We start from the raw sequence: 19,458 nt of genomic DNA, 5'->3' as shown, positions 1-19,458 counted from the left end.
TCGGAACGCTACCGCTTTCCGACGGTTATCGGACTTCAGGCTTACCCTTGGCACTCGTGTCCAAGCTTTCGACCGTCGCACGACGGTTGGTTCTCGGCAGACCGTTCCGCAGCGACAGGATCTCGCACACCCTGCTGCCCAAGCGGATCGCCCTTCCGGTGTTCGCCTCCGACGCGTTGTCCTCGGTGGCCTACGCGCCCGAGGAGATCTTTCTGGTCCTTTCGGTCGCCGGCCTCGCCGCGTACTCGATGACGCCGTGGATCGGGCTGGCCGTCGCCGGGGTCATGCTGATCGTCATCGCCAGCTACCGGCAGAACGTGCACGCCTACCCCTCGGGTGGCGGCGACTACGAGGTGGTCAGCACCAACCTGGGGCCCACCGCCGGGCTCACCGTGGCCAGCGCGCTGCTGGTGGACTACGTGCTGACCGTCGCGGTGTCGGTGTCCTCGGCGATGTCGAACATCGGCTCGGCGGTGCCGTACGTCAACCATCACAAGGTGCTGTTCGCCGTGCTGGCGATCGTGCTGTTGACGGCGATGAACCTGCGTGGAATCCGGGAGTCGGGTACCGCGTTCGCGATCCCGACGTACGCGTTCATCGTCGGCATGTTCATCATGCTCGGCTGGGGCTTCATCCAGATCTACCTGCTGGGCGAACCGCTGCAGGCCGAGTCGGCGGCGTTCGAGATGCGGTCCGAGCACGGCGATGTGCTCGGCTTCGCGCTGGTTTTTCTGGTCGCGCGGGCGTTTTCGTCCGGCAGCGCCGCGCTGACCGGTGTGGAGGCGATCAGCAACGGGGTGCCGGCGTTCCGAAAGCCCAAGGCGCGCAACGCCGCTACCACACTGGCGATGCTGGGTGCGCTGGCGATCACCATGTTCATGGGCGTCATCGTGCTGGCCAACCTAACCGGGGTGCAGATCGCCGAACGCCCGCATGAGCAGTTGATCGGCGCCCCGGCCGACTACCACCAGAAGACCCTGGTGGCCCAGCTGGCCGACGCGGTCTTCCATAACTTCTCGCTGGGCCTGCTGTTGATCGCCGTCGTCACGGCACTGATCCTGGCGCTGGCGGCCAACACCGCGTTCAACGGGTTTCCCGTGCTGGGATCGATTCTGGCCCAGGACCGTTACCTGCCCCGGCAGCTGCACACCCGGGGTGACCGGCTGGCGTTCTCCAACGGCATCCTGTTCCTGGCCGTCGCGGCGATCGCGTTCGTCGTCGCGTTTCGCGCCCAGGTGACCTCGCTCATCCAGCTCTACATCGTCGGGGTGTTCGTGGCGTTCACGTTCAGCCAGATCGGCATGGTGCGGCACTGGACGCGGCTGCTGGGTGCTGAGACCGACGCCGCCGCCCGCCGCAAGATGATGCGCTCGCGGGCGATCAACACCGTCGGGTTCGTCTGCACCGGAACGGTGTTGATCGTCGTCGTGGTGTCCAAGTTCGCCGCGGGCGCGTGGATCGCGATCCTGGCGATGGCCTCCCTGTTCGTGCTCATGCGGCTCATCCGGCGCCACTATGTCACCGTCGCGCGCGAGCTCGCGGAACAGGAGGACGAAATCGGCGACATGGTGCTGCCCAGCCGCAACCACGCGATCGTGCTGGTGTCCAAGCTGCATCTGCCGACCATGCGCGCGCTGGCGTACGCGCGGGCCACCCGCCCGGACACGCTGGAGGCGATCACCGTCAGCGTCGACGACGCCGAGACACGCGCGCTGGTGCACAAATGGGAGAACAGCGATATCAGCGTGCCCTTGAAGGTGATCGCGTCGCCGTACCGCGAGATCACCCGCCCGGTTCTCGACTATGTCAAGCGGGTGATCAAGGAATCGCCGCGCACGGTGGTGACCGTGTTCATTCCGGAGTACGTCGTCGGCCACTGGTGGGAGCAGGTGCTGCACAACCAGAGCGCGCTGCGGCTCAAGGGCAGGCTGTTGTTCGAGCCGAACGTGATGGTGACCTCGGTGCCGTGGCAGCTGAGTTCCTCGGAGCGGCTCAAGACGCTGCAACCGCAGTCCGCGCCCGGCGACGCACGCAGGGGCTTCTTGGAGTGAGCGCCCCAGTCGACGCCGCCGAGCACGACCTGACATTGACCACCGGGCCCGCGGCCAACGGCGGCAGCTGTGTGGCCCGCCACGACGGCCGGGTGGTGTTCGTCCGGTGTGCGCTGCCGGGGGAGACCGTGCGGGCCCGTGTCGTCGCCGATCACGGAAAGTACTGGCACGCATACGTCGTGGAGGTGATCGAGCCGTCGGCCGATCGCGTGGATCCGCTGTGCCCGATCGCCGGCGTCGACGGCGCGGGCTGTTGCGATATGGCTTTCGCCACACCGGAGGCGCTGCGACGGCTGAAGGGCTTCGTGGTCGCCAACCAGCTGGCCCGCCTCGGTGGCTTCCGCTGGCTCGACGAGGACCGGGCCGTCGCCGAGCCGGTGGGTGTCTCGGGTGCCACGGGCTGGCGGACCAGGGTGCGGCTGCACACCGCGGCCGACGGCCGTCTGGGCTTTCACCGCTACCACAGTTCGGAAGTCATCACCGAACTCGGTTGTGCGCAGCTGCCGGCCGGCATGGTCGATGGGCTGAACGAACGGACCTGGCCCCCGGGCGCCCAGGTGCATGTCGCACTCGACGACGACGGCCGTCGCCACGTCGTGCAGACCGGACCCCGCACCGGGCGGCGGGCCGCGACGCAGGTGATCGAGGGCGACTACGAGGCCGTGCAGCGGATCGGGCAGCGCACCTGGCGGGTGCCGGTGACCGCGTTCTGGCAGGCCCATCGCGACGCGGCGCGGGTCTACACCGAGCTGGTGGCAGAACTCGCACAGTTGGACCGGGGGATGACGGCGTGGGACTTGTACGGCGGCGCAGGAATTTTCGCGGCCGTGCTCGCCGAGGCCGTCGGAGACGGCGGCAGGGTCGTGACGGTCGACACGTCGCGGGGGTCGTCGCGCGCGGCGCGTGCAGCGCTGGCCGATCTGGGCTGGGTGTCGGTGGTCACCGACTCGGTACGCCGCGCGCTGATGGCCCAACGGCAGCGTGCAGACGTCGCGGTGCTCGACCCACCGCGGTCGGGCGCGGGCCGCGAGGTTATCGCGTTGTTGGCCGAGGCGGGCGTGCCCCGGGTGATCCACATCGGGTGTGAGGCGGCCGCGTTCGCGCGCGACGTCGGGCTCTATCGGAGCCACGGGTACACGGTGGAGCAGGTGCGGGTGTTCGACTCGTTTCCGCTGACGCACCACGTCGAAAGCGTCGCGGTGCTGACCCGCTGAGCCGGGCCAAGATCGCCGCTGGCACAGCAGAACTCGGTCCGACGGGGTGCGCGTCGGCGCTCGAATCGCTACAGTGGCTTTTATTTTTTTCTCGGGTATGGTCAGGGTCGGTGATGGTTGCCACTGTGAAAAGGAGCAACGATGGCTAAACAGACTGCGAAAAAGCCCGGGAAGTCAATTAAAGAGCGGCGGGCAGAGAAAAAGGCCAAGGCCGCAGCCTCAGAGGAATTTCTTCCGAAGCGCAAACGTCCCTCTCGGTCCTGAGCGGTCTGAACTGCACACACTATCGGCTCTGAGCTTAGTTTTCAGAGCCGATATTTAGTGTGCGGGGCAATTTGAGGGAGCCGGATCGACGCAAATCGACCGCACGCTTACAGGCTGCATTGAGTAAGAAATTTTCGGTCACGCAGTTACGTTTGAATATTTTGAGCGCAACAACGCCGTCGCGCAAAAATTCACAGTTTTGGTAGCTGGATTAGCGAACAATACGAAAAAGAAGGGACGTACAGAAAAGTGGACGCCGTGATGAGGCGCGCGGACGGGCCGAGCGAAGCGGCGACATCAAACGAACAAACCGAGATGGACGTGCTCGAGGTCTTGATCAAGGCATGCGATGACGCGGCGATCCCGTCGACAGCCGAAGAACGCAGCGCGGCCTACCGCAAGGGCTACGCTGCGGCACTTCGCTATGCGCGCATTTGTGTCTTGGACCAGATGGCAAGCGCAGCCATGGATTTCGCCGACGGACGTCATCGGGCCAGGACGCTGGCCGCGCTCCGGACGATCGCACAGCGGTTGTCCGAAGAGCTGCGCACAGACCTCGAGGACGATGTCGCAGCGGGTTACCGGGATGGCATCCGCGTTGCGCTCGACCTCACCGAAGAGCAGGAGCGCGCTGTGCAACGAGAACTCAGTTGCGCAACGCTCACGGGATAGCCGCTCGCTGGCGGCAGAGCAGTGCTGAACTCAGCACGCATGACGAGAATGGAGTCTCAGGTGGCAGTCCGAGAGATCGGCACGTCGCCAATTGTGTTCGGTCAGGCGACGCAGCTTTATGAGTCAATTTCTGCGGAGTTCCGCCGCCACGGTGTCGTCGGCGCCGGAAGCGATGATTCGGGGCCCGGCGAGGCGATCATCGCGATCGTCGACGATGAGCTGATCAACTCCAAGCGACAGGAGAAGGCCAGCGAGACCCACATCTGTGACCTGGTGACCGACACCGCGATCGCCACCGGAGTTCAGCGGCTGCTGGTGGTGTGCGATGTGCGGCAGACTCCCGAGCACAAGCACCGGCGTGCCGCCGATTGGGTGCGGAGTTTGGCGCACCGGATCGGCTACGAGTGCTCGATGAACGGGTTGCAGGACCTCGTGACGTCGATCGCGGTGGTGCGCTCCGATACCGATGCGCACCGAATCTCTGGAGCAGTTGTGGACTGGTACAAGGGCATTCGGCCGGCTGGCGGGTGGTTCGGCAAGCCCGATATCGGCGCCGACGCCTGAGCACGTTTTGCTCGCCGCCGCCGCGGGTACGTCGCCGGGGTGCAAACGTTCCTGCCGTACCCCGGCTTTGACGCTTCCGCGCGTGTGCTCGACCGGCGCAGACTCGGTAAGCAGCGGGTGGAGACCATCCAGGTGCTGCGCGCGCTGACCGTGCCAGGTTACGGCTGGCGCCACCATCCCGCGGCCGCGATGTGGGCGGGATACGAGGAGGCACTGGTTCGTTACGGCCTCGACGTGTGCGCGGTGTGGTGTGAGAGCGGCGGCGCCGACACGTGCGCGGCAACCCTTGCCACCGACTTGACGAAGGGCACGGGGCTGACCGTGGTACGGACCCAGAAGGAGTTGGCCGCCGCCGACGAACTGCCACCGTGGTTGGGCGACAAGGAGTTTCATCGCAGTCACCAGTCGTCGTTGGTCCGCAAGGATCCCGGCCACTATCGACAGTATTTCGGTGACGTGCCCGACGACCTGCCCTACGTGTGGCCGTCATCAGACCGCCAGCGCCGGATCCAGTGACTTACCAGGTTCAGTGACGCTGTGCCTGACCGGCGGCGGACATCATGTTGGCGCGTACCCGTGAAGGGGGCTCGAAAGCCGCTCGCCACAGCCGATAGTCACGCACGATCATGATGTCAGGTCTCGGCGTCGATACCCCGCCATTTCGATCGCGGCCAAGACAGCGGAGATGCTCACCAGCACCCCCAGCGCCGCCCAATCCGGACCCAGGAGGGGCACGGGTTGCACATGCACGAACGGCGACAGGTTTCCCACCCACCCCGGTGCGTGCATGCTCTCGGCGACGACGTTGAGCAGGAATCCACCGACCACCGGCACAGCGCCGACGGCGGTGACCGCCGACGGTGACCACCCCGCGGCCAGCGCCGCAGCGCCGAGCGCCAATGCGGCGATCGGCGCGGTGTTCAGCGCCCCGGCAACGGCATCGGAGAAGCTCAGCGGAGCGCCTGTCACGGCGGCGCCGACGGTGATACCGGCCGCGGCGGTGACGTGCAGAGCCAGCACCCCGAATGCGACCACCGCGATCTCGGTGCTCAACAGCCCCGCTCGAGAGACGGGTGAGGCGAACAACAGCGTCGCGCGACGTGCCTGTTCGTCGTCGACGAACGCCCCGATCCTGGTGTCCGCGTACATTCCCGTCGCGAGGGCGCACAGGGCCAGCAGCGCCGCGCAAAACCCCTCGGCCGAGTTGAGACCGGCAAAGCCGGCGGCCGCGGCCAAGTCCGCGAATCGCGGATTCTGCTCGAAGAATTCAAGTATCGACGCGATGGTGGCGCCGAATACCACAAAGTACGTCGCGATCGCGGCGGCCCAGCCCAGCGTCGACCGCAGGGAACGCCGCACGGCGAATCCCATGACCGAGCCAAGCAATCGCGGGCGCGGCGCACGACTGTCCGATACCGTCAACAACCCGCTTCCCACGTCCCGCGAAGCCGAAATGGCCATCGCTGCCGTCCCCAGCGCGACCGGGTAGCACGCAAGCACCGCCAGCGGGGCGACCCTGTTGTCGGCGAACGGTGCGGTTCGGGCGATCAGACCGAGGGGGCTGATCCACGCGAGTCCGGCCAGCGTCGTTGCGGCGTCTGCGATCATCCGCAGCAGGAGACTGGCGCCGAGAAACCCGACCGCGGTGCCGACGGCTCTCGGTCTGTTGGGCATCAGCTGGGCGGCTACGAACCCGGCCGCGGCGAACGTCAACGTCACACCGAGAAAGCCGGCTGCGTAAAGAGTTGCGCCCCATGCGGCGGTGCCGGCGGCCAGCAGCGCGGCCCAAACGCCGAGGCTGATCACCAGGGCGCTGCAGGCGAGCGCAAGAGCGCAACTGCGCAACGTATCGGAAACCCGAAGAGTGCCGGACAGCAGGAAATCCCAGCGGCCGGTGTCCTCTTCCCCGCGGGTGATGCGGACAGCGGCGAGCATGATCCACACGCCGGCCACCACCAGCAGCGGAGTGCCCGTCCGCCAGACAGTGAAGCCGCCCGCGTCGTCGAGTGCCATTGGTGTGCCGAAAAGCACTCGGATGGCTGGGTTTTCAGCCAGCGCGCGGAGAGCTTCCGGGCTCAGCGCGTCCTGGAATGTCGACTTGTATTGTGCGGCAACAAGGAACGACATCCCGGCGCACACTGCGAACACGATCACAGTGCCGCGACGAACCTGCCGGGTGGCGAGCCTGGTGGTCGCACTTCTCGGCGTTGGCCGTGCGGGCGCGGCATGCCTGGCGGTGACCGTTCCGGTGGTCATCGCGACAGCTCGCCGTAATAATCGAGGAAGATCTCCTCGAGGTTGGGCTCGCGCATGGCGACGCTGCTGATCTCGACCGCGGCCAGGGCGCGCAGCGCGGCGCTCGGCGGGCCGGACATGTTGAACCGCAGCCGGTTGTCTCCGATACGATCGACGTCGGTGACGCCAGGCACATCGGCGAGTCGCGGCTCGTCATGCTGGAAGGACACCTCCACCACGGTTCGGCGCAGCCGTCGCAGGTCGGCGATGGTGTCGATTTCGACGAGGCGGCCGGAACGCAGGATGGCGACCCGATCGCACACCGCCTCGACTTCGGCGAGCTGGTGCGAGCTCAAGAACACCGTCTGGTTCCGCTGTTTGGCCTCGTCGATGCAACGCCGAAACTCCCTTTCCATCAATGGATCCAGACCGCTGGTGGGTTCATCGAGGATCAGCAGCGGGGCCCGGGTGGCGAACGCCGCCACGATCGCCACCTTCTGCCGGTTGCCGGTGGAATAGGCTTTGGCCGGCCGGTCGAGATCCAGCGCGAAGCGTTCGACGAGTTCTGCCCGGTACTCGAGGTCGACCGGTGGGCCCAGATTGGCCATCAACTCCAGGATCTCCGCGCCGGTGAGGAACGGCCAGAGGCTGACGTCGGCAGGCACATACGCCAGACATTCGTGAGCCCGACGGACATCAGCGGCGTCGGTGCCGAGGACGGTGACCCGTCCCGCATCAGGGCGGATGAGGCCGAGCATCATGCGGATCGTCGTCGACTTCCCGGCCCCGTTGGGGCCGAGAAATCCGAACACTTCACCCCGCTGCACGGTCAGGTCGAGGGCACTGACCGCGACGATTCGCCCGAAACGTTTGGTCAGGCCATCGATCTGAACAGCAAATCGCGATTGCGCACGCGCAGGCGTGGTGGGCAGATCGTGCATCCGGGTCCCTTTCCTGACGTCGAGCATCAACAGCCGACCAGGCTTCCCGGCGCACCTGTCGAGGAATCTACGCGTGAATGTGTCCCGGCGCCAGACAATGGTTCGGGCCGACGGCCTTCCGCCGTTCGGCGATGTCGGGTGGCAGGCGCTACGGGCTAGGGGAATCGATGGCGTCGACGGCGCTCTCCATCCGTTCGAGTGCAGCGCGGATTTCGGCCAACGCCTCGCGCAGTTCGGCGGCCGTCTCCGGGGACTCGCTGCCGGCACCCGGTGGGGTGACTGCATCGGGTGGTCGCTGCGGCGTGGGACCTTCGGCAGGGGGCGACGTGGCCGGCCGGTCTGGAGGCGGTGCCGCCGGCGCACTCGCCGCGTCACCTCCCGGTGCGGTGGCCGCACGTCCGGTTCCTGGCCCGAATACCTGATCGAGTGCCTCGGCGAGCGTCGGTGCATATCCGACGCGCACACCGCCGGCGCCCGGTTCCCGGAAGCTCACCAGTACCCGAGACAGTTGCGGGAACGTCGAGCTGTTGGGGTTGGTCGAAATCCGTTCGGTATACAGCGGTTCCACATACAACACGCCGCCGTCGGCGATCGGCAAGGTGAGCAGGTTGCCGTAGTGGATGCGGTTGGAGCGTTCGAGCAGAGTCCGTTCCGACGCCACCCGGGTGTCCGAAATCATGGAGTTTTGTATCTGCTGCGGTCCCTGGGTGAGGGTGTCGGTCGGCAACTGCAGCACCGTGATCTTGCCGTAGTTTTCCGGGTCGGAATCCGCCGAAATGTATGCGGACAAGAACTCGCGGTTGTAGCCGACCATCGCAGTGGCGAGTCGGAATGAGGGTTGGGTCGTCTCCTCGTCGCCCACGAGAATGTAGAACGGCGGTTGAGTCGGGTTGGCGTCGTTGGTGGGATCGCTGGGAACTGACCAGAATGCATTGGTGGTGAAGAATTCTCGCGGTTCGTCTACGTGGTACTTCGCTAGCAGATCGCGTTGCACCTTGAACATGTCCTCGGGGTACCGGAAATGGGTACGCAGTGCATCTGGGATGTCGCTCTCGGGCGTGACAGTGTCCGGGAAGGCACGCATCCAGGTCTTGAGAACGGGGTCCTCGGTGTCGAACTCATATAGCGTCACGGTGCCGTCGTAGGCGTCGACGACGGCTTTGACCGAATTGCGCGCGTACGCAACCTGTTTACCGGGACGGACGACCCCGGTGGCCGTGGTGACGGCTCCTTCCAGCGAACTACGCTGAGCGTAGGGGTAGTCGTCGAGCGTGGTGTAGGCATCGACGATCCACACGATACGTCCGTCAACCACGGCCGGATAGGAGTTCGAGTCGGTCGTCAGCCACGGCGCCACCCGTTGTACCCGTTGTTGCGGATCGCGATGGAAGATGACCTTCGACTCCGAACCGATGGCACGGGAGAACAAGATGTTGCGCTCGGCGAACTTCGCCGCGAATATCGTGCGATTCAGCCAGTTACCGATGGGAACCCCGCCGGCACCGGTGTAGGTGTAGGTCGAAGTGTCGGTGTCGTATTCGCGCGGCGCGGAATCGATGGCACCGCCGACGATCGCGTAGTCCGGCGCCGACCGAGCGATGACCTCACCGAAGTAGATCCGCGGTTGTTCGACGGGTATGACCTGATCGCCGGCGGCTTGCGTCGCGATGTCGCTGACCGCGTAAATCGGGTAACCGCTGTTGCTTTCGGCCGCTTCAGCGGCGTCCCCCACCGCGGCGTTCACGCGATTCGCCGGGGCGGCGACGAACCCGTTGCCATGCGTATAGACGGTATGGCGGTTGATCCAGTCGGTCTGGTTCCCAGTCAGGCTGTCCGGCGAGAGCTCCCGAACTCCGACGATGTAGTCCTGGAGTTCACCGTCGATGCGGTAGCGGTCGATATCGAGTTCGTCGGCGAAACTGTAGAAGTTCTTGAGTTGCTGCTGTTGGGTGAAAGTCCGTGACAGTACGTTCGGGTCTAGTAGCCGCACGTTGGCGATGGTGGTGACATCGGCGGGAATGTCGCGTGGATTCTTGGTTCCCACGCCGGGGTACGGGCGGTATTCGAGCTGGTCGTCTTCGAGCTGAAAAGCCTGCCGAGTCGCTTCGATGTTGCGCTGGATGTACGGGCGCTCGACGTCGGCCGCGTTGGGGCGCACGGAGAACTGTTCCATCAACAGTGGCCAGCCTCCACCGACCAGCATCGACGACAGCACCAGCAGCGCGGCGGCCATCGCTGGTATCCGCATGTCGCGCAGGAAGATCGCGGCGAAGAAGGATGCGGCGCACAGCACCGCGATGGCCAGCAACACCAGCCTGGCGGGTAACACCGCATGAATGTCGGTATAACCGGCGCCTCGGAACGTCGGCTCCTTGCGCGAGGAGGTCAGTAAATCATATCGATCGAACCAGTAAGCGACGGCTTTGAGCAGGATGAGGATTCCCGCGAGCACTGCCAACTGGACGCGGGCCGCCGCGGTGAGCAAACCTTCGCCGGAGCCAAGCCGCACACCGCCGAACAGGTAGTGCGTCATCAGGTTCGCCGCCAGCGCTAGGCAGACGGCGACGAAAAGCCAATTCAGCACGGAGCGGTAGAACGGGAGGTCGAATACAAAGAACCCGATGTCATGGCCGAACTCGAGATCGGTGACGCCGAACGAACCACCGTGGAGAAACCTCTGAACGGTGGCCCAATTCGTCTGCGCGATCAAGCCCGATATCAGCCCGACCGCCCTCCGGCGCCGAACGCCACCCAGGATCCGCTCATACCAGGGTCCGATCGCCCGATCGGGCGTTCTCGCACCGGCGCAAAGCTCGGCCGTGACCCGATACGCCGACACCATCGGCACCCCTGCCGCCCACCACGGCGGCGGCCACAGCGAACGTCAGCAGGCGGGCCACACACGGTGATCCTGCCCCGATAACTCACCCGCCAGATCAGACTCCGAGCGAGTCATCACCAGCAGCGTCGACGACCAGCAAGACGTCGCCAACGTCGACCGATACCGATCATTCACAAACCCGTCCTCAGCCGTGGCGGTTTGGTGGGCGCCTGCCGCCGCGTCCTTCACCGGGTCGTCAATCACCAAAATCCCCGTACACCGAACCCGGTCACCAGTTGATGCCCGTCGCCAACAGGCCAACGGCCCTCGACCCGCCACCGGCCCACAGCCGTCTTGTCCGGACTCAGCCGGTAGCCGAGGAAGTCGGCGTGTTCGTTGATCAACTGGCGCGCCTCACGGCTGTGCGCCTGCGCCAGTTCGTCGCTGTAGGACACCAGCACGTTCTCGCTGTCCGGGTCTTCCATCAACGCCCAGATGATCAGCCAGATCGCCAGCAGTCGCGACTTCGGTTCGTGGCGGGCAGGACACGACGTCACGCTGGTCAGGCTGGTGGAACGCCCGCACCGCGATATCGCTCAAGAGCCGGATCGTGGGGGTTACGACGAACTTCGGGTCCAGCCGGCGGGCGAGCTCGGCCGCGGCCGGATGTCGCGGCGCGCCACCCGCCGCGCCGGGTCCGCACCAAATCCCGCATGCCCACGAGGGTGTCAGCCCAGGGTGGTCAGATGTCGTCGAGCGCCCGGTCACAGGCCCGCGACTGCCTGCGGCGGGTTACCCCGGCAGCCCGGTACGGCGCGCACGCCCGCGATACCTCCAGCAGCCGCTCGAGCTCGCCGTCCTCAGCCATCCGCTGCAACTCATCCCGCACCAACTGGCGCACCTCGTCACGATCCATCACTGCCCACCTTCCACGGCCCGGGACCGCGTGTTGTAGACCGTCGCCCGCGACACCCCGAACTCAGCCAACCTGGTCGCCGACTCACCAGCCGCCAACCGCTGCGACTCCACCACCTGCGCCCGCGTGAGCGCCGGCTTGCGGCCCGGTAGGCCTTCGCCTTCGCGATCGCGATCCCTCACGCTGCCGCTCCCGGATCATCGACCGCTCAAACTCCGCGACCGCCCCATGATCGACAACATCAGCACCGAACACGGATCCGACTCGTCACGCGTGAACGTCAAACTCTCCTTCACGAACCGCATCGACGCCCCGGCCAGTCAGGTCGTCGACCACCGTCCGCAGATCACCAGCGACCGGGCGAGCCGGTCCATCGAATGCACGACGAGCGTGTCACCCTCCCGCACGTAGTCGAGGCATTCCTCGAGCGCCGGCCTGCGGGTGTCTTTGCCGCTGGCGTGGTCGGTGAACACCTTGTCGAGTTCGATGCCGTCGAGTTGGCGTTCGGTGTTTTGGTCGACGGTGGAGACGCGGACGTAGCCGACATGCTGGCCGGTCATCGCTGATCCCGCCTCAGTGGCGTCGGCGGCCGCAACAGCCGCGCCGAAATCGCTCAGCCGGTACAACGCGTTCGACGTCGTTGGCCGCTTTGGGCTGCGCTCAACCAGACCTTTCGCGTCGAGTTGCGCCAGCACCTCGGATACGCGGTGGCCCACATCCTGCGGGCGGAAGTACCCAGACGCCCCGATGCGCTCGCAGTTCCGGGCGGCGCGTCACGCAGAGCGCAACACCTCGAGCTGCCGGGCCGTCAGACGTTCCCCGCCGCTCACTGGTCGCTCCAATCCGGGTGCCACACCAGCACGATCTCCGCGCCCGACTCGACGAGATCCTCGCCGTCCTGCCCGACCTCGAAACCCGGCGAAAACCAGCCACTACGCCCACGCTGAAGCACGCCGCCGCGGCCAACACGGATCACCGCGCCAGCCGGTAGCGCGTCGAGCTGCTCGACCGTGCGGATCATGCACGCCTCACGCCAGTCACGGGCCGCATCGGCGGCGATCTCTGCGAAGTCCTCGAGCGAGGATGGGTCCAGCCACCGTTCACCGTGGAACCGTTCAGCGATCACATCTTGCGGCGAGGCCGCCCCCACATCGGGGACGGCCTGCTGCGAACCGTCGGCGGTCACCGGGGTCAGATCCTCGATGTGGATGCAGCCCACCCGATCTGGCCCGAACTGCGGCGCGTAACCGAGCACGTCCTCCTGGCACGGGAACGAACGCTGGTCGAACTGGTCGACGACCGGCGCAGGGTCGGCGTAGGCGGTGATGATCGCCGGGCCGACCGGCACACCCAGCGCCGCGCCGACGAGCACCCCCACGGCGAAAACCACTCTCAGCATCAGACGCTCCTCACGACTCGTCATCGTCGGCCCACTCCCACTCGATGCCGACGCGCACTCCTCGTGCGTCGGCTCCACATTGCGGATGTTGTCGGCGAGCCGGTCGATCACCTCGTACACCTCGTCCAGGGCGTCCGGGTACCAGGGCCGGATTCCGGCAGATCATCAGCGCCGGCGATGACCGCGGAACGCCCGGTGTTGGTGTCGTGGACTCGAATCATGGTGTCCTCCTGATCTCTCTCGTGGATGGTGTGGTTGGTGGTGGTCAGAAGATCGCGCGCTTGGCGTCGTCGATGTACGCGCTGATCTGGTCGCGGTCCATGCTGTCGATGTCGGCGTCGGCGAGCTCCTGGCGACGGACGAGGTAGGCGTCGATGGCGGCGTCGGCGGCGGCGCGCTGATCGGCGCGGGCCTCGGCGGTCAGCGCCTTCGTCGCGGCGGCCCTCGGCGCGCAGCGCGCACCCGCGCCATCGTCTCGGGTTCAGCCTGGTGAAGCTGCCGCGAACGGTGTCGCGGTTGAACTCCCAGGTGATGCGCTCGCGGATGTCGGCCTGCAGCTGGCGGGCGTAGGCGATCTGGCGCTCGGTGGCGGTGGTGGTCATTTGGTCCCCCCTCAATCTCGGTGTCCAACTGGTGTCTAGACCATGATAGACCAGCGTCTATCAAGCCGTCTACAACTTTTTTAGACACACATCAGTGCAGGTCACCCCACCACCGTGCCCCCCACCCACGGTGTCTCACACGGGTGTACCCCAAATAGACGGCTAGCCGTCGTCGTCGGCGCCTTCGGCCAACACCTGCTCGATCCACGACACCCCCGGCTCGGCGGCGTCGGCGGGCCGGAACACCGCCGCCCACTCCGCGTGCTCCTCCCACGACATCCCACCCAACGCCGCGCACTGCCGCATCACATCGCACTGAAGCCCCCACAGCGGATCAGCCGGCCCGACCACCGTCCCGAACAGCGCCCGGCACTCCTCGGCGACCAGCGCGCGCAGTTCGGCGACGTCGACGCGGCCCATCGCGATGTCCTCGGCCAGGTCCATCGCCGCACCCACAGCCGCCTTCTTCGCCGCCTTCACCGCGGCCTGGTCGCCGCTCACGCCCCCAGCTCCCGCACCTCGCCGATGACCTCGGCGTCGATCACCCGCGTCAACTGTGACCGCATCTGCTCGAGCGCCTCGGCCGCGCCGATGTTCACGTTGACCTCAGTGGCCGGGGCGACCGGGGCGATCCCGATGAGCTTGTCGTGGCGCTCTTGGACGTCGGCGATGGCCTGCAGCGCTTGCAGTGCCGGGGTGTGCTTGTTCTGCTGTTGGGCGGCTTCGGCGATTTGGTGGAGTTCGTTGATGACCATGCGGTAGGTGCCGGCGGATAGTGCGCGGGCCATGGCGGTTTCTTCGGGTGGCATGCGTTCGATGTAGCGGGTGACGGCTTTGCAGGCTGCGGCGGCTGATCCGTAGCCGCATGCTGCGGCGATGTCGTCCCAGGTTTTGTGTTGGCAGCGGAGGCGGTAGGCGTCTCGCGCGCGGGCTCGGGAGGCGCGGCGGGGGCCGAGGGCGGTCATGTTTGTCAGTTTTCCTGTTGGGGGTGCTGGTGGTTGTTGTCTAGTGGGTGGTCGGTTGGGGTGCTGTCGAGTTACACAGATGTGGTTTCTTGCCGCCGGAATGGCGTTCCTAGGCACTTTCGGGGTCTTCCTGGTGTGGTTGGTCGTCGGGCGGTTGTCCGGCTAGGGCTGCTTTGACGGCGGCGAGGCCGCGGGCGTTGATCTGTTGTTGGTTGGGGTTGTGGTTGCAGACGGTGCCGGTGGGGGTGTAGCCGTCGTTTTGGGCGCATCCGAGTGGGCAGTTGTTGATGGCGTCTTGGAGTGCTTGGGCTTGGGTGCGGCGTTCGTTGATGGCGGCGAGGTTTTGTGCGTTGGCGGTGTCGGCGTCGTGTTTGCGCTTTGCGAGTTGCCAGCGGTCGTTTGCGCGTCGGGCGTCGGCGCATTCGCCGCATGGGGGTGGGTCGTCTGTGTCTTCGTGTTTGGTGCATCGGCGGGGGGGTTCGTCGCCGAGGGGGTGGGGTTGGTGTGGTGACGTACCCGACTTAGGTTCCCCCCCTGGGGAAGTTGCATGCTGCAGGGAAGTATCTGCAGGTTGCATGCTGCAGGGAATCGGGACCGATTTGGATTGGTATTCCGATTGGGTATGGGGATCGGTAATCGGATTGGTGTTCTGCACCGGTTCGGCATTACCAATGTGGTTACCGTTGTGGTTGGTATTCCGGTTGGTAATCGGATTACTAATCTGATTGGTATTCGGGTTGGTAATCGGATTACTAATCTGATTGGTATTCGGGTTGGTGATGGTGTCCACATATCGGACCTCATCCGAGGACTTGTGGGCCATGATTTCGGCGAGCTGCAGGCCGATGTCGCGGGCGCCCCAGCACGAGTATTCGGGGTGCTCGGAGTTTGCTCGGCGGATCTCGGTGACGATGGCGGCGCGCAGCGTTTTGGACGCGACGGCGCGGTAGGCGCCCATGACGGCCACGGCCATCTTCGGGTTGCGTAGCAGTTCTTCGCTGCGGATGTAGGACCGCGCCAGGCCCTCTTCGGTGTCGGGGTCGAACAGGACGAACCGGCCGCGTTCGCAGTCGGCGGCGGCGGCGGTGAGGTAGTCGATGGTTAGGCCGCGGGCGCGAGTGAGCATCCGCGCGGGCCGCCAGTCGAACACGCCGCAGTGGTTCAGCGTCGGCTCGGGGATGACGATGCGGGTGTAGAACCACTGGCCCTCGGGGGTGAGGTTGGCGAAGTCGTCGTCGCTGTTGATGCTGATACGGATCCGGGCGTACTCGCGTGCCATCAGACGGCACCGCCTTCCTGTGTGATTCGTTCCGCTGCTTGGAGGAAGTGGCTGATCGCCGGATGCTCGACCCCTGCCGCGTGGACGGCATCGACGGCCTTCTCGGCGACCTCGGGGGTGACGAAGGGCTGGTATTGGTCGAACATGCTGGCCCAGATCGCAAGTGCGGTGGGGTCGGACATGTCGAAGAAGTCCGACCAGTAGTCACCGGCCCGGTAGAAGATGACGGCTGCCACGGCGCGCCCGTTCTGGGTGTGCGGGTGTTGGCCCGAAATTCGCCGTTCAAACTCGGCGACTGACTGCCCGGCAAGGTCGGCGCACAACGCGACGGTCCGCTTGTACAGGTCGCTCATCTAGATCATCTCCTCGGCGTTGAGAACGTCTTGGGCGATGCGGCGCAGTTCCCGCAGTTCGGCGCAGCAGTAGCCGCAGAAGTAACGCCACCGGGCGTCGTGGGGCACGGGGACGTCCATCGCGGCGGTGACAGCGCGCTCGATCAGTTGTTTCGGCAGGCCGGCGGCGAGGAATGCGGCTACGGTGTCGATCCAGTTGTCTGGGCGCGGCGCGATCGTCTTCAGGACCAGTTCGCCGGTGTCCATGAGGGTGGCGGGCTCTTTGTATCCGGCTGCGTCGGCGGCTCCGTACCAGATCGGCTTGAACCAGCCGCAGACGTTCTTGGTGAGGTCAGGGTTCGACGTCGCGCTACCCATTGGCTGCCTCCTGGGCTGTTGCGGCGGCACCCATCGCGTCGATTTCGTTGAGGTCGTAGCGGACGAGACGTGGCCCGAATTTGTAGGCGCGGATCAGGCCGCGTTCGACCCAGTTGTCGATGGTTTCGGGGTAGACGTCGACATAGGCGGCGGCGTCGGGTTTCTTCGCCCAGCGGCGCGGCGGCGGTTCAGCGGCGGTGGTGGTCAACGCTCCGGCGCTCCTCTCCAACGGTTCTCGACGAATAGCGGGGGTTCAGGACGGTATTAGGGGTGGGTGCATGGCTTATTCGCGTGCGGGTCGGCTGGTGAGGTGCCATGGATCGGCGGGGGCGGGCGCGGCTCACGTGTCCTCCTGTGCGTCGGGGTTGGGGCAGTCGGGGTGGTGGTCCTGTGTCGGGGGGTGGTGCCCGCAGTCGGGGCAGCGGCCGAACGAGCGCAGTTGCGAGGGGGTGAACAGCACGCGGATCTTCGGGTCGGTCACAGCGCACCGCTTTCCGTGGCGTCAGCGATGAGCTCGCCGGTCAGGACCGGGCCGTCGCCGTGCAGCCGGTAGTGCCACCGCAGCCGCGGGTTGAACGCGCCGCTTTCGGGGTAGTGGGGCTTGTTATCGCGGTGCGGGCCAAGCGCGTCGGCTGCCAGCGTGAGGGTGTCGCCGACGCGGGAGGCGATGATGTTCCCGGCGATGACGGGCTGCCAGGTCAGTCGTGCGGCGGCGGCGGCGTCGACCCGGATCAGTGGCGGGATTGGGCCGAGGATGTGGATGCAGGGTCTTGCGCGTCCTGCGGTGTGGCTGCGGATGTCGGGGAAGCTCATCGGCGTGCCGTCTGGTCGATGCCGCAGGTTCGGCAGGTTTCGCCGCGGTTACGGTGACGCATCCGCGCCCCGCTCGTCCCGCACGGCGCTTCCGGCCGGCCCGGCCGCCCGGTCATCACGTGGTTGATGAACACGCCGCCGAACACCCCGTAGGTGACGCCCGACCTCTTGGCCGACGCCAGGCACGGCTCACGGACGGGGCAGCGTTGGCAGATCGCGATCGCGGCCCGCTGCGCCGGGGTGTCTTTCTCGCCCGGGAAGAACAATTCGGGGTCCATGCCGCGGCACACCGCCCGCCGCGGCCAATCCTCATCGACGTTCATCAGTCGGGCCACCTCCCGATACAGAAGTCGCCGCCCTCCTGGTGCGGGGAGTCGGGCGCCCAGTGCGCCTCGAACATCTCCCACGTCCACGCCTGTCCGAGGTAGTGCAGGGTAAGGAACACGCGGCCGTCGCGTGCGCGTGCCCGCCACCCGGCTGGCTGCCCGCCGTAGGTCAGTTCGGCGAGCGCGGGGTGGCCGGGGTTGGTTTCGCGTTGCGCGGCGATCTCGAGCAGAGCGTCGACGAACTCGACCGACGCGGCGACCAGCTCGCCGACGTCGCCGCTCTCAGGGTAGGGCCGGGGGTGGTCTACGACACCGAAGTCTGTGCGCAGCACCTTGTTCGGGCCGTCGGGCCACCACATCGCAACACTGTCAGTCATCGTCGTCGTCTTTCCATCGGTGTCCGCAGGCGCATTCATGCGCGCCGTCGTGCCCGTCGTCGCCTTCGCAGAAGTGACGTTTGTCGTCGGGTATGAGGCTGCAGTGGCCGGGGATTTCGACGTCACAGGTGTTGAGTTCGTCGGCGATCACCGAAAGCGCGGCTTCGCAGTCCGGGCAGATCGGGCGGCAGACAGCGCCCCGCACATCACACAAGCGACGCTCACCCATTGCTGTTCCGCGCCTTCAGTTCGGCGATCAGCATGTCGTTGAACTTCTCGACACGCGCCTTCTTGACCGGGTCGCCCTGGTGCGCCTGGGCGCCGACCTCATCGAAGTAGTCGCGCAGCTTGTCCCAGCCCGCCGCGCCGTGTCGGTCGGCGATCGCCCGCACCTTCGCCTGCATGAAGCCTTCCGCCACCGACTCAGGCATCCCCGAGCGCAACAACTGGTCGATCTCGGCGCGGATCGCGTCTCGGTCCACGTCAGCCATTGGTCACCTCCGCGTCGGGTATCTGGTGGGCCAGCAGCCGGATCCCGTCACGCAGCTGCTCGGTCAGGTCGGTGAACGCGGCGCACAACTCGTTCGGGTGCTGCGCGAGCGCGGCGCGCGCATTACTGGCCGTCTCGTCGAGGTATTGGGCGGCGAGGTCGACGCCGTCTTTGATGCCCTCGCGGTGGGCTTGGGCGATCAGTCCGGTCATTTCGTCGGCGACGCGTTTCATGCTGTCGTTGAGCGCGGCGAACCGATCAAACTGCGGCGTCTGTTTAGGCATTCGGCGCTCTCCCGTCAGTCGAGGTCTTGTAGTTCGTGGTTTTCGATCCGCACCCGCTCGTAGCAGGTGCGGTAGTCCTCGTCGGTGACCTGCCCGTCCATCCCGACCGCCAGGCGGCGGGCCTCATCAGCGCGGATCAGTTCCGCGCCTTGCAACCTCGCGCTGATACCAACCACGCGCGAACCGTCCACGACCACATAACAATCCACTTGTCAGTCCTCCTCTAAATAGCGCCATTCGATCCGCGTCACGACCGTGTCCGGGTGGCAGCCTTTGTGCGTGGCGCAGAAGAACTCGACGAACTGCGCGGGTGTCATGCCGGGGAAGCCCTCACGCGCAACGTCGGTTGCGGTCACCGCGTCCAACCGCTCCCGCCGGGTCGACACGACCTCGACGTCAACCAGCCGCACCAACGGCTCACCCTTTTTGCGGCCCATCACCTTCTCGCACAAGGTGAGCCGGTCACCGGCATTCAACATCAGCCAGCCCAGCCGGCGGGTGACGGTTTTCTGCCGCGCCACAACAGCTTCCGTTG

The 19,458-nt window shown here is 66.1% G+C and carries 25 protein-coding genes and 2 pseudogenes; 5 read left to right on the top strand and 22 right to left on the bottom strand.

The window, feature by feature from the left end:
* Window positions 1–47: 47 nt before the first annotated feature.
* The 5 genes from G6N28_RS00515 to G6N28_RS00495 all read left to right on the top strand — a co-directional run bounded on the left by G6N28_RS00515 (window position 48) and on the right by G6N28_RS00495 (window position 5,281).
* Window positions 48–2,051 carry an APC family permease gene (locus tag G6N28_RS00515; RefSeq protein WP_197745771.1) on the top strand — a complete coding sequence of 668 codons (2,004 nt, stop codon included), beginning with the start codon at window positions 48–50 and terminating at the stop codon, window positions 2,049–2,051.
* The gene (locus G6N28_RS00510) at window positions 2,048–3,265 is read left to right on the top strand and encodes a class I SAM-dependent RNA methyltransferase (RefSeq protein WP_235674427.1); all 1,218 of its coding nucleotides are present in this window, start codon (window positions 2,048–2,050) and stop codon (window positions 3,263–3,265) included. Before G6N28_RS00515 ends, G6N28_RS00510 begins: the two co-directional genes overlap by 4 nt.
* Window positions 3,266–3,778: 513 nt before the next feature.
* A complete protein-coding gene (locus G6N28_RS00505; protein ID WP_235674426.1) occupies window positions 3,779–4,201 on the top strand; it encodes a hypothetical protein in 423 nt (140 codons plus the stop codon).
* A 60-nt stretch (window positions 4,202–4,261) separates the two neighbouring features.
* Window positions 4,262–4,765 carry a hypothetical protein gene (locus G6N28_RS00500; protein ID WP_163896546.1) on the top strand — a complete coding sequence of 168 codons (504 nt, stop codon included), beginning with the start codon at window positions 4,262–4,264 and terminating at the stop codon, window positions 4,763–4,765.
* Between the two features lie 39 nt (window positions 4,766–4,804).
* Complete coding sequence (locus tag G6N28_RS00495; protein ID WP_163896545.1) at window positions 4,805–5,281, top strand: MSMEG_6728 family protein; 477 nt, start codon at window positions 4,805–4,807, stop codon at window positions 5,279–5,281.
* A 108-nt stretch (window positions 5,282–5,389) separates the two neighbouring features.
* Here the strand turns inward: G6N28_RS00495 and G6N28_RS00490 are convergent, their stop codons facing one another.
* The 22 genes and pseudogenes from G6N28_RS00490 to G6N28_RS00390 form a co-directional block, all read right to left on the bottom strand.
* On the bottom strand, window positions 5,390–7,021 hold the full coding sequence (locus G6N28_RS00490) for an ABC transporter permease (protein WP_163896544.1): 1,632 nt from the start codon (window positions 7,019–7,021) through the stop codon (window positions 5,390–5,392).
* A complete protein-coding gene (locus tag G6N28_RS00485) occupies window positions 7,018–7,941 on the bottom strand; it encodes an ABC transporter ATP-binding protein (RefSeq protein WP_163896543.1) in 924 nt (307 codons plus the stop codon). Before G6N28_RS00485 ends, G6N28_RS00490 begins: the two co-directional genes overlap by 4 nt.
* A 148-nt stretch (window positions 7,942–8,089) precedes the next feature.
* A pseudogene (locus G6N28_RS00480) lies at window positions 8,090–10,669 on the bottom strand (UPF0182 family protein); the annotation flags it as partial.
* 353 nt (window positions 10,670–11,022) lie between these two features.
* Window positions 11,023–11,319 (bottom strand): hypothetical protein, encoded by a 297-nt coding sequence (locus tag G6N28_RS00475; protein WP_163896542.1) that lies wholly within the window; start codon window positions 11,317–11,319, stop codon window positions 11,023–11,025.
* Between the two features lie 185 nt (window positions 11,320–11,504).
* Window positions 11,505–11,678 (bottom strand): hypothetical protein, encoded by a 174-nt coding sequence (locus G6N28_RS00470; protein ID WP_163896541.1) that lies wholly within the window; start codon window positions 11,676–11,678, stop codon window positions 11,505–11,507.
* Window positions 11,678–12,238 (bottom strand): annotated as a pseudogene (locus tag G6N28_RS27390) (recombinase family protein). Before G6N28_RS27390 ends, G6N28_RS00470 begins: the two are co-directional and overlap by 1 nt.
* Before the next feature lie 266 nt (window positions 12,239–12,504).
* Window positions 12,505–13,077, bottom strand: a complete 573-nt coding sequence (locus G6N28_RS26915) for a hypothetical protein (protein ID WP_220097481.1) — start codon at window positions 13,075–13,077, stop codon at window positions 12,505–12,507.
* A gap of 764 nt (window positions 13,078–13,841) precedes the next feature.
* Window positions 13,842–14,180 (bottom strand): flagellar hook-length control protein, encoded by a 339-nt coding sequence (locus G6N28_RS00455; protein WP_235674413.1) that lies wholly within the window; start codon window positions 14,178–14,180, stop codon window positions 13,842–13,844.
* Complete coding sequence (locus G6N28_RS00450; protein ID WP_163896540.1) at window positions 14,177–14,644, bottom strand: hypothetical protein; 468 nt, start codon at window positions 14,642–14,644, stop codon at window positions 14,177–14,179. Before G6N28_RS00450 ends, G6N28_RS00455 begins: the two co-directional genes overlap by 4 nt.
* Before the next feature lie 109 nt (window positions 14,645–14,753).
* Entirely contained in the window at window positions 14,754–15,923 is a 1,170-nt protein-coding gene (locus G6N28_RS00445; protein ID WP_163896539.1) for a hypothetical protein, read from the bottom strand.
* A complete protein-coding gene (locus G6N28_RS00440; protein WP_163896538.1) occupies window positions 15,923–16,276 on the bottom strand; it encodes a hypothetical protein in 354 nt (117 codons plus the stop codon). Before G6N28_RS00440 ends, G6N28_RS00445 begins: the two co-directional genes overlap by 1 nt.
* Window positions 16,277–16,633 carry a hypothetical protein gene (locus G6N28_RS00435; RefSeq protein ID WP_163896537.1) on the bottom strand — a complete coding sequence of 119 codons (357 nt, stop codon included), beginning with the start codon at window positions 16,631–16,633 and terminating at the stop codon, window positions 16,277–16,279.
* Window positions 16,626–16,841, bottom strand: coding sequence for a helix-turn-helix transcriptional regulator (locus tag G6N28_RS00430; protein WP_163896536.1), 216 nt, complete (start codon window positions 16,839–16,841; stop codon window positions 16,626–16,628). The genes G6N28_RS00435 and G6N28_RS00430 overlap by 8 nt, the downstream gene beginning before the upstream one ends.
* Window positions 16,842–16,973: 132 nt before the next feature.
* The gene (locus G6N28_RS26690; RefSeq protein ID WP_170307876.1) at window positions 16,974–17,114 is read right to left on the bottom strand and encodes a hypothetical protein; all 141 of its coding nucleotides are present in this window, start codon (window positions 17,112–17,114) and stop codon (window positions 16,974–16,976) included.
* Complete coding sequence (locus G6N28_RS00425) at window positions 17,111–17,446, bottom strand: hypothetical protein (RefSeq protein WP_163896535.1); 336 nt, start codon at window positions 17,444–17,446, stop codon at window positions 17,111–17,113. The genes G6N28_RS26690 and G6N28_RS00425 overlap by 4 nt, the downstream gene beginning before the upstream one ends.
* Entirely contained in the window at window positions 17,443–17,769 is a 327-nt protein-coding gene (locus tag G6N28_RS00420; RefSeq protein WP_197745770.1) for a WhiB family transcriptional regulator, read from the bottom strand. The genes G6N28_RS00425 and G6N28_RS00420 overlap by 4 nt, the downstream gene beginning before the upstream one ends.
* Window positions 17,769–18,149 (bottom strand): hypothetical protein, encoded by a 381-nt coding sequence (locus tag G6N28_RS00415; RefSeq protein ID WP_163896534.1) that lies wholly within the window; start codon window positions 18,147–18,149, stop codon window positions 17,769–17,771. Before G6N28_RS00415 ends, G6N28_RS00420 begins: the two co-directional genes overlap by 1 nt.
* On the bottom strand, window positions 18,142–18,378 hold the full coding sequence (locus G6N28_RS00410; RefSeq protein ID WP_163896533.1) for a hypothetical protein: 237 nt from the start codon (window positions 18,376–18,378) through the stop codon (window positions 18,142–18,144). The genes G6N28_RS00415 and G6N28_RS00410 overlap by 8 nt, the downstream gene beginning before the upstream one ends.
* Window positions 18,371–18,640, bottom strand: a complete 270-nt coding sequence (locus G6N28_RS00405) for a hypothetical protein (protein WP_163896532.1) — start codon at window positions 18,638–18,640, stop codon at window positions 18,371–18,373. Before G6N28_RS00405 ends, G6N28_RS00410 begins: the two co-directional genes overlap by 8 nt.
* Window positions 18,633–18,923, bottom strand: a complete 291-nt coding sequence (locus tag G6N28_RS00400) for a hypothetical protein (protein ID WP_163896531.1) — start codon at window positions 18,921–18,923, stop codon at window positions 18,633–18,635. The genes G6N28_RS00405 and G6N28_RS00400 overlap by 8 nt, the downstream gene beginning before the upstream one ends.
* 14 nt (window positions 18,924–18,937) lie before the next feature.
* Window positions 18,938–19,114: a hypothetical protein gene (locus G6N28_RS00395; protein ID WP_163896462.1), complete on the bottom strand. Its 177-nt coding sequence runs from the start codon at window positions 19,112–19,114 to the stop codon at window positions 18,938–18,940.
* Between the two features lie 21 nt (window positions 19,115–19,135).
* Window positions 19,136–19,444, bottom strand: coding sequence for an ASCH domain-containing protein (locus G6N28_RS00390; RefSeq protein WP_235674423.1), 309 nt, complete (start codon window positions 19,442–19,444; stop codon window positions 19,136–19,138).
* Window positions 19,445–19,458: the final 14 nt, after the last annotated feature.

This window comes from Mycolicibacterium pulveris (assembly GCF_010725725.1).
GTDB lineage: Bacteria > Actinomycetota > Actinomycetes > Mycobacteriales > Mycobacteriaceae > Mycobacterium > Mycobacterium pulveris.
The sequence above is the reverse complement of the archived record's forward strand: the minus strand, read 5'-3'. Positions and strand labels throughout refer to the sequence as shown.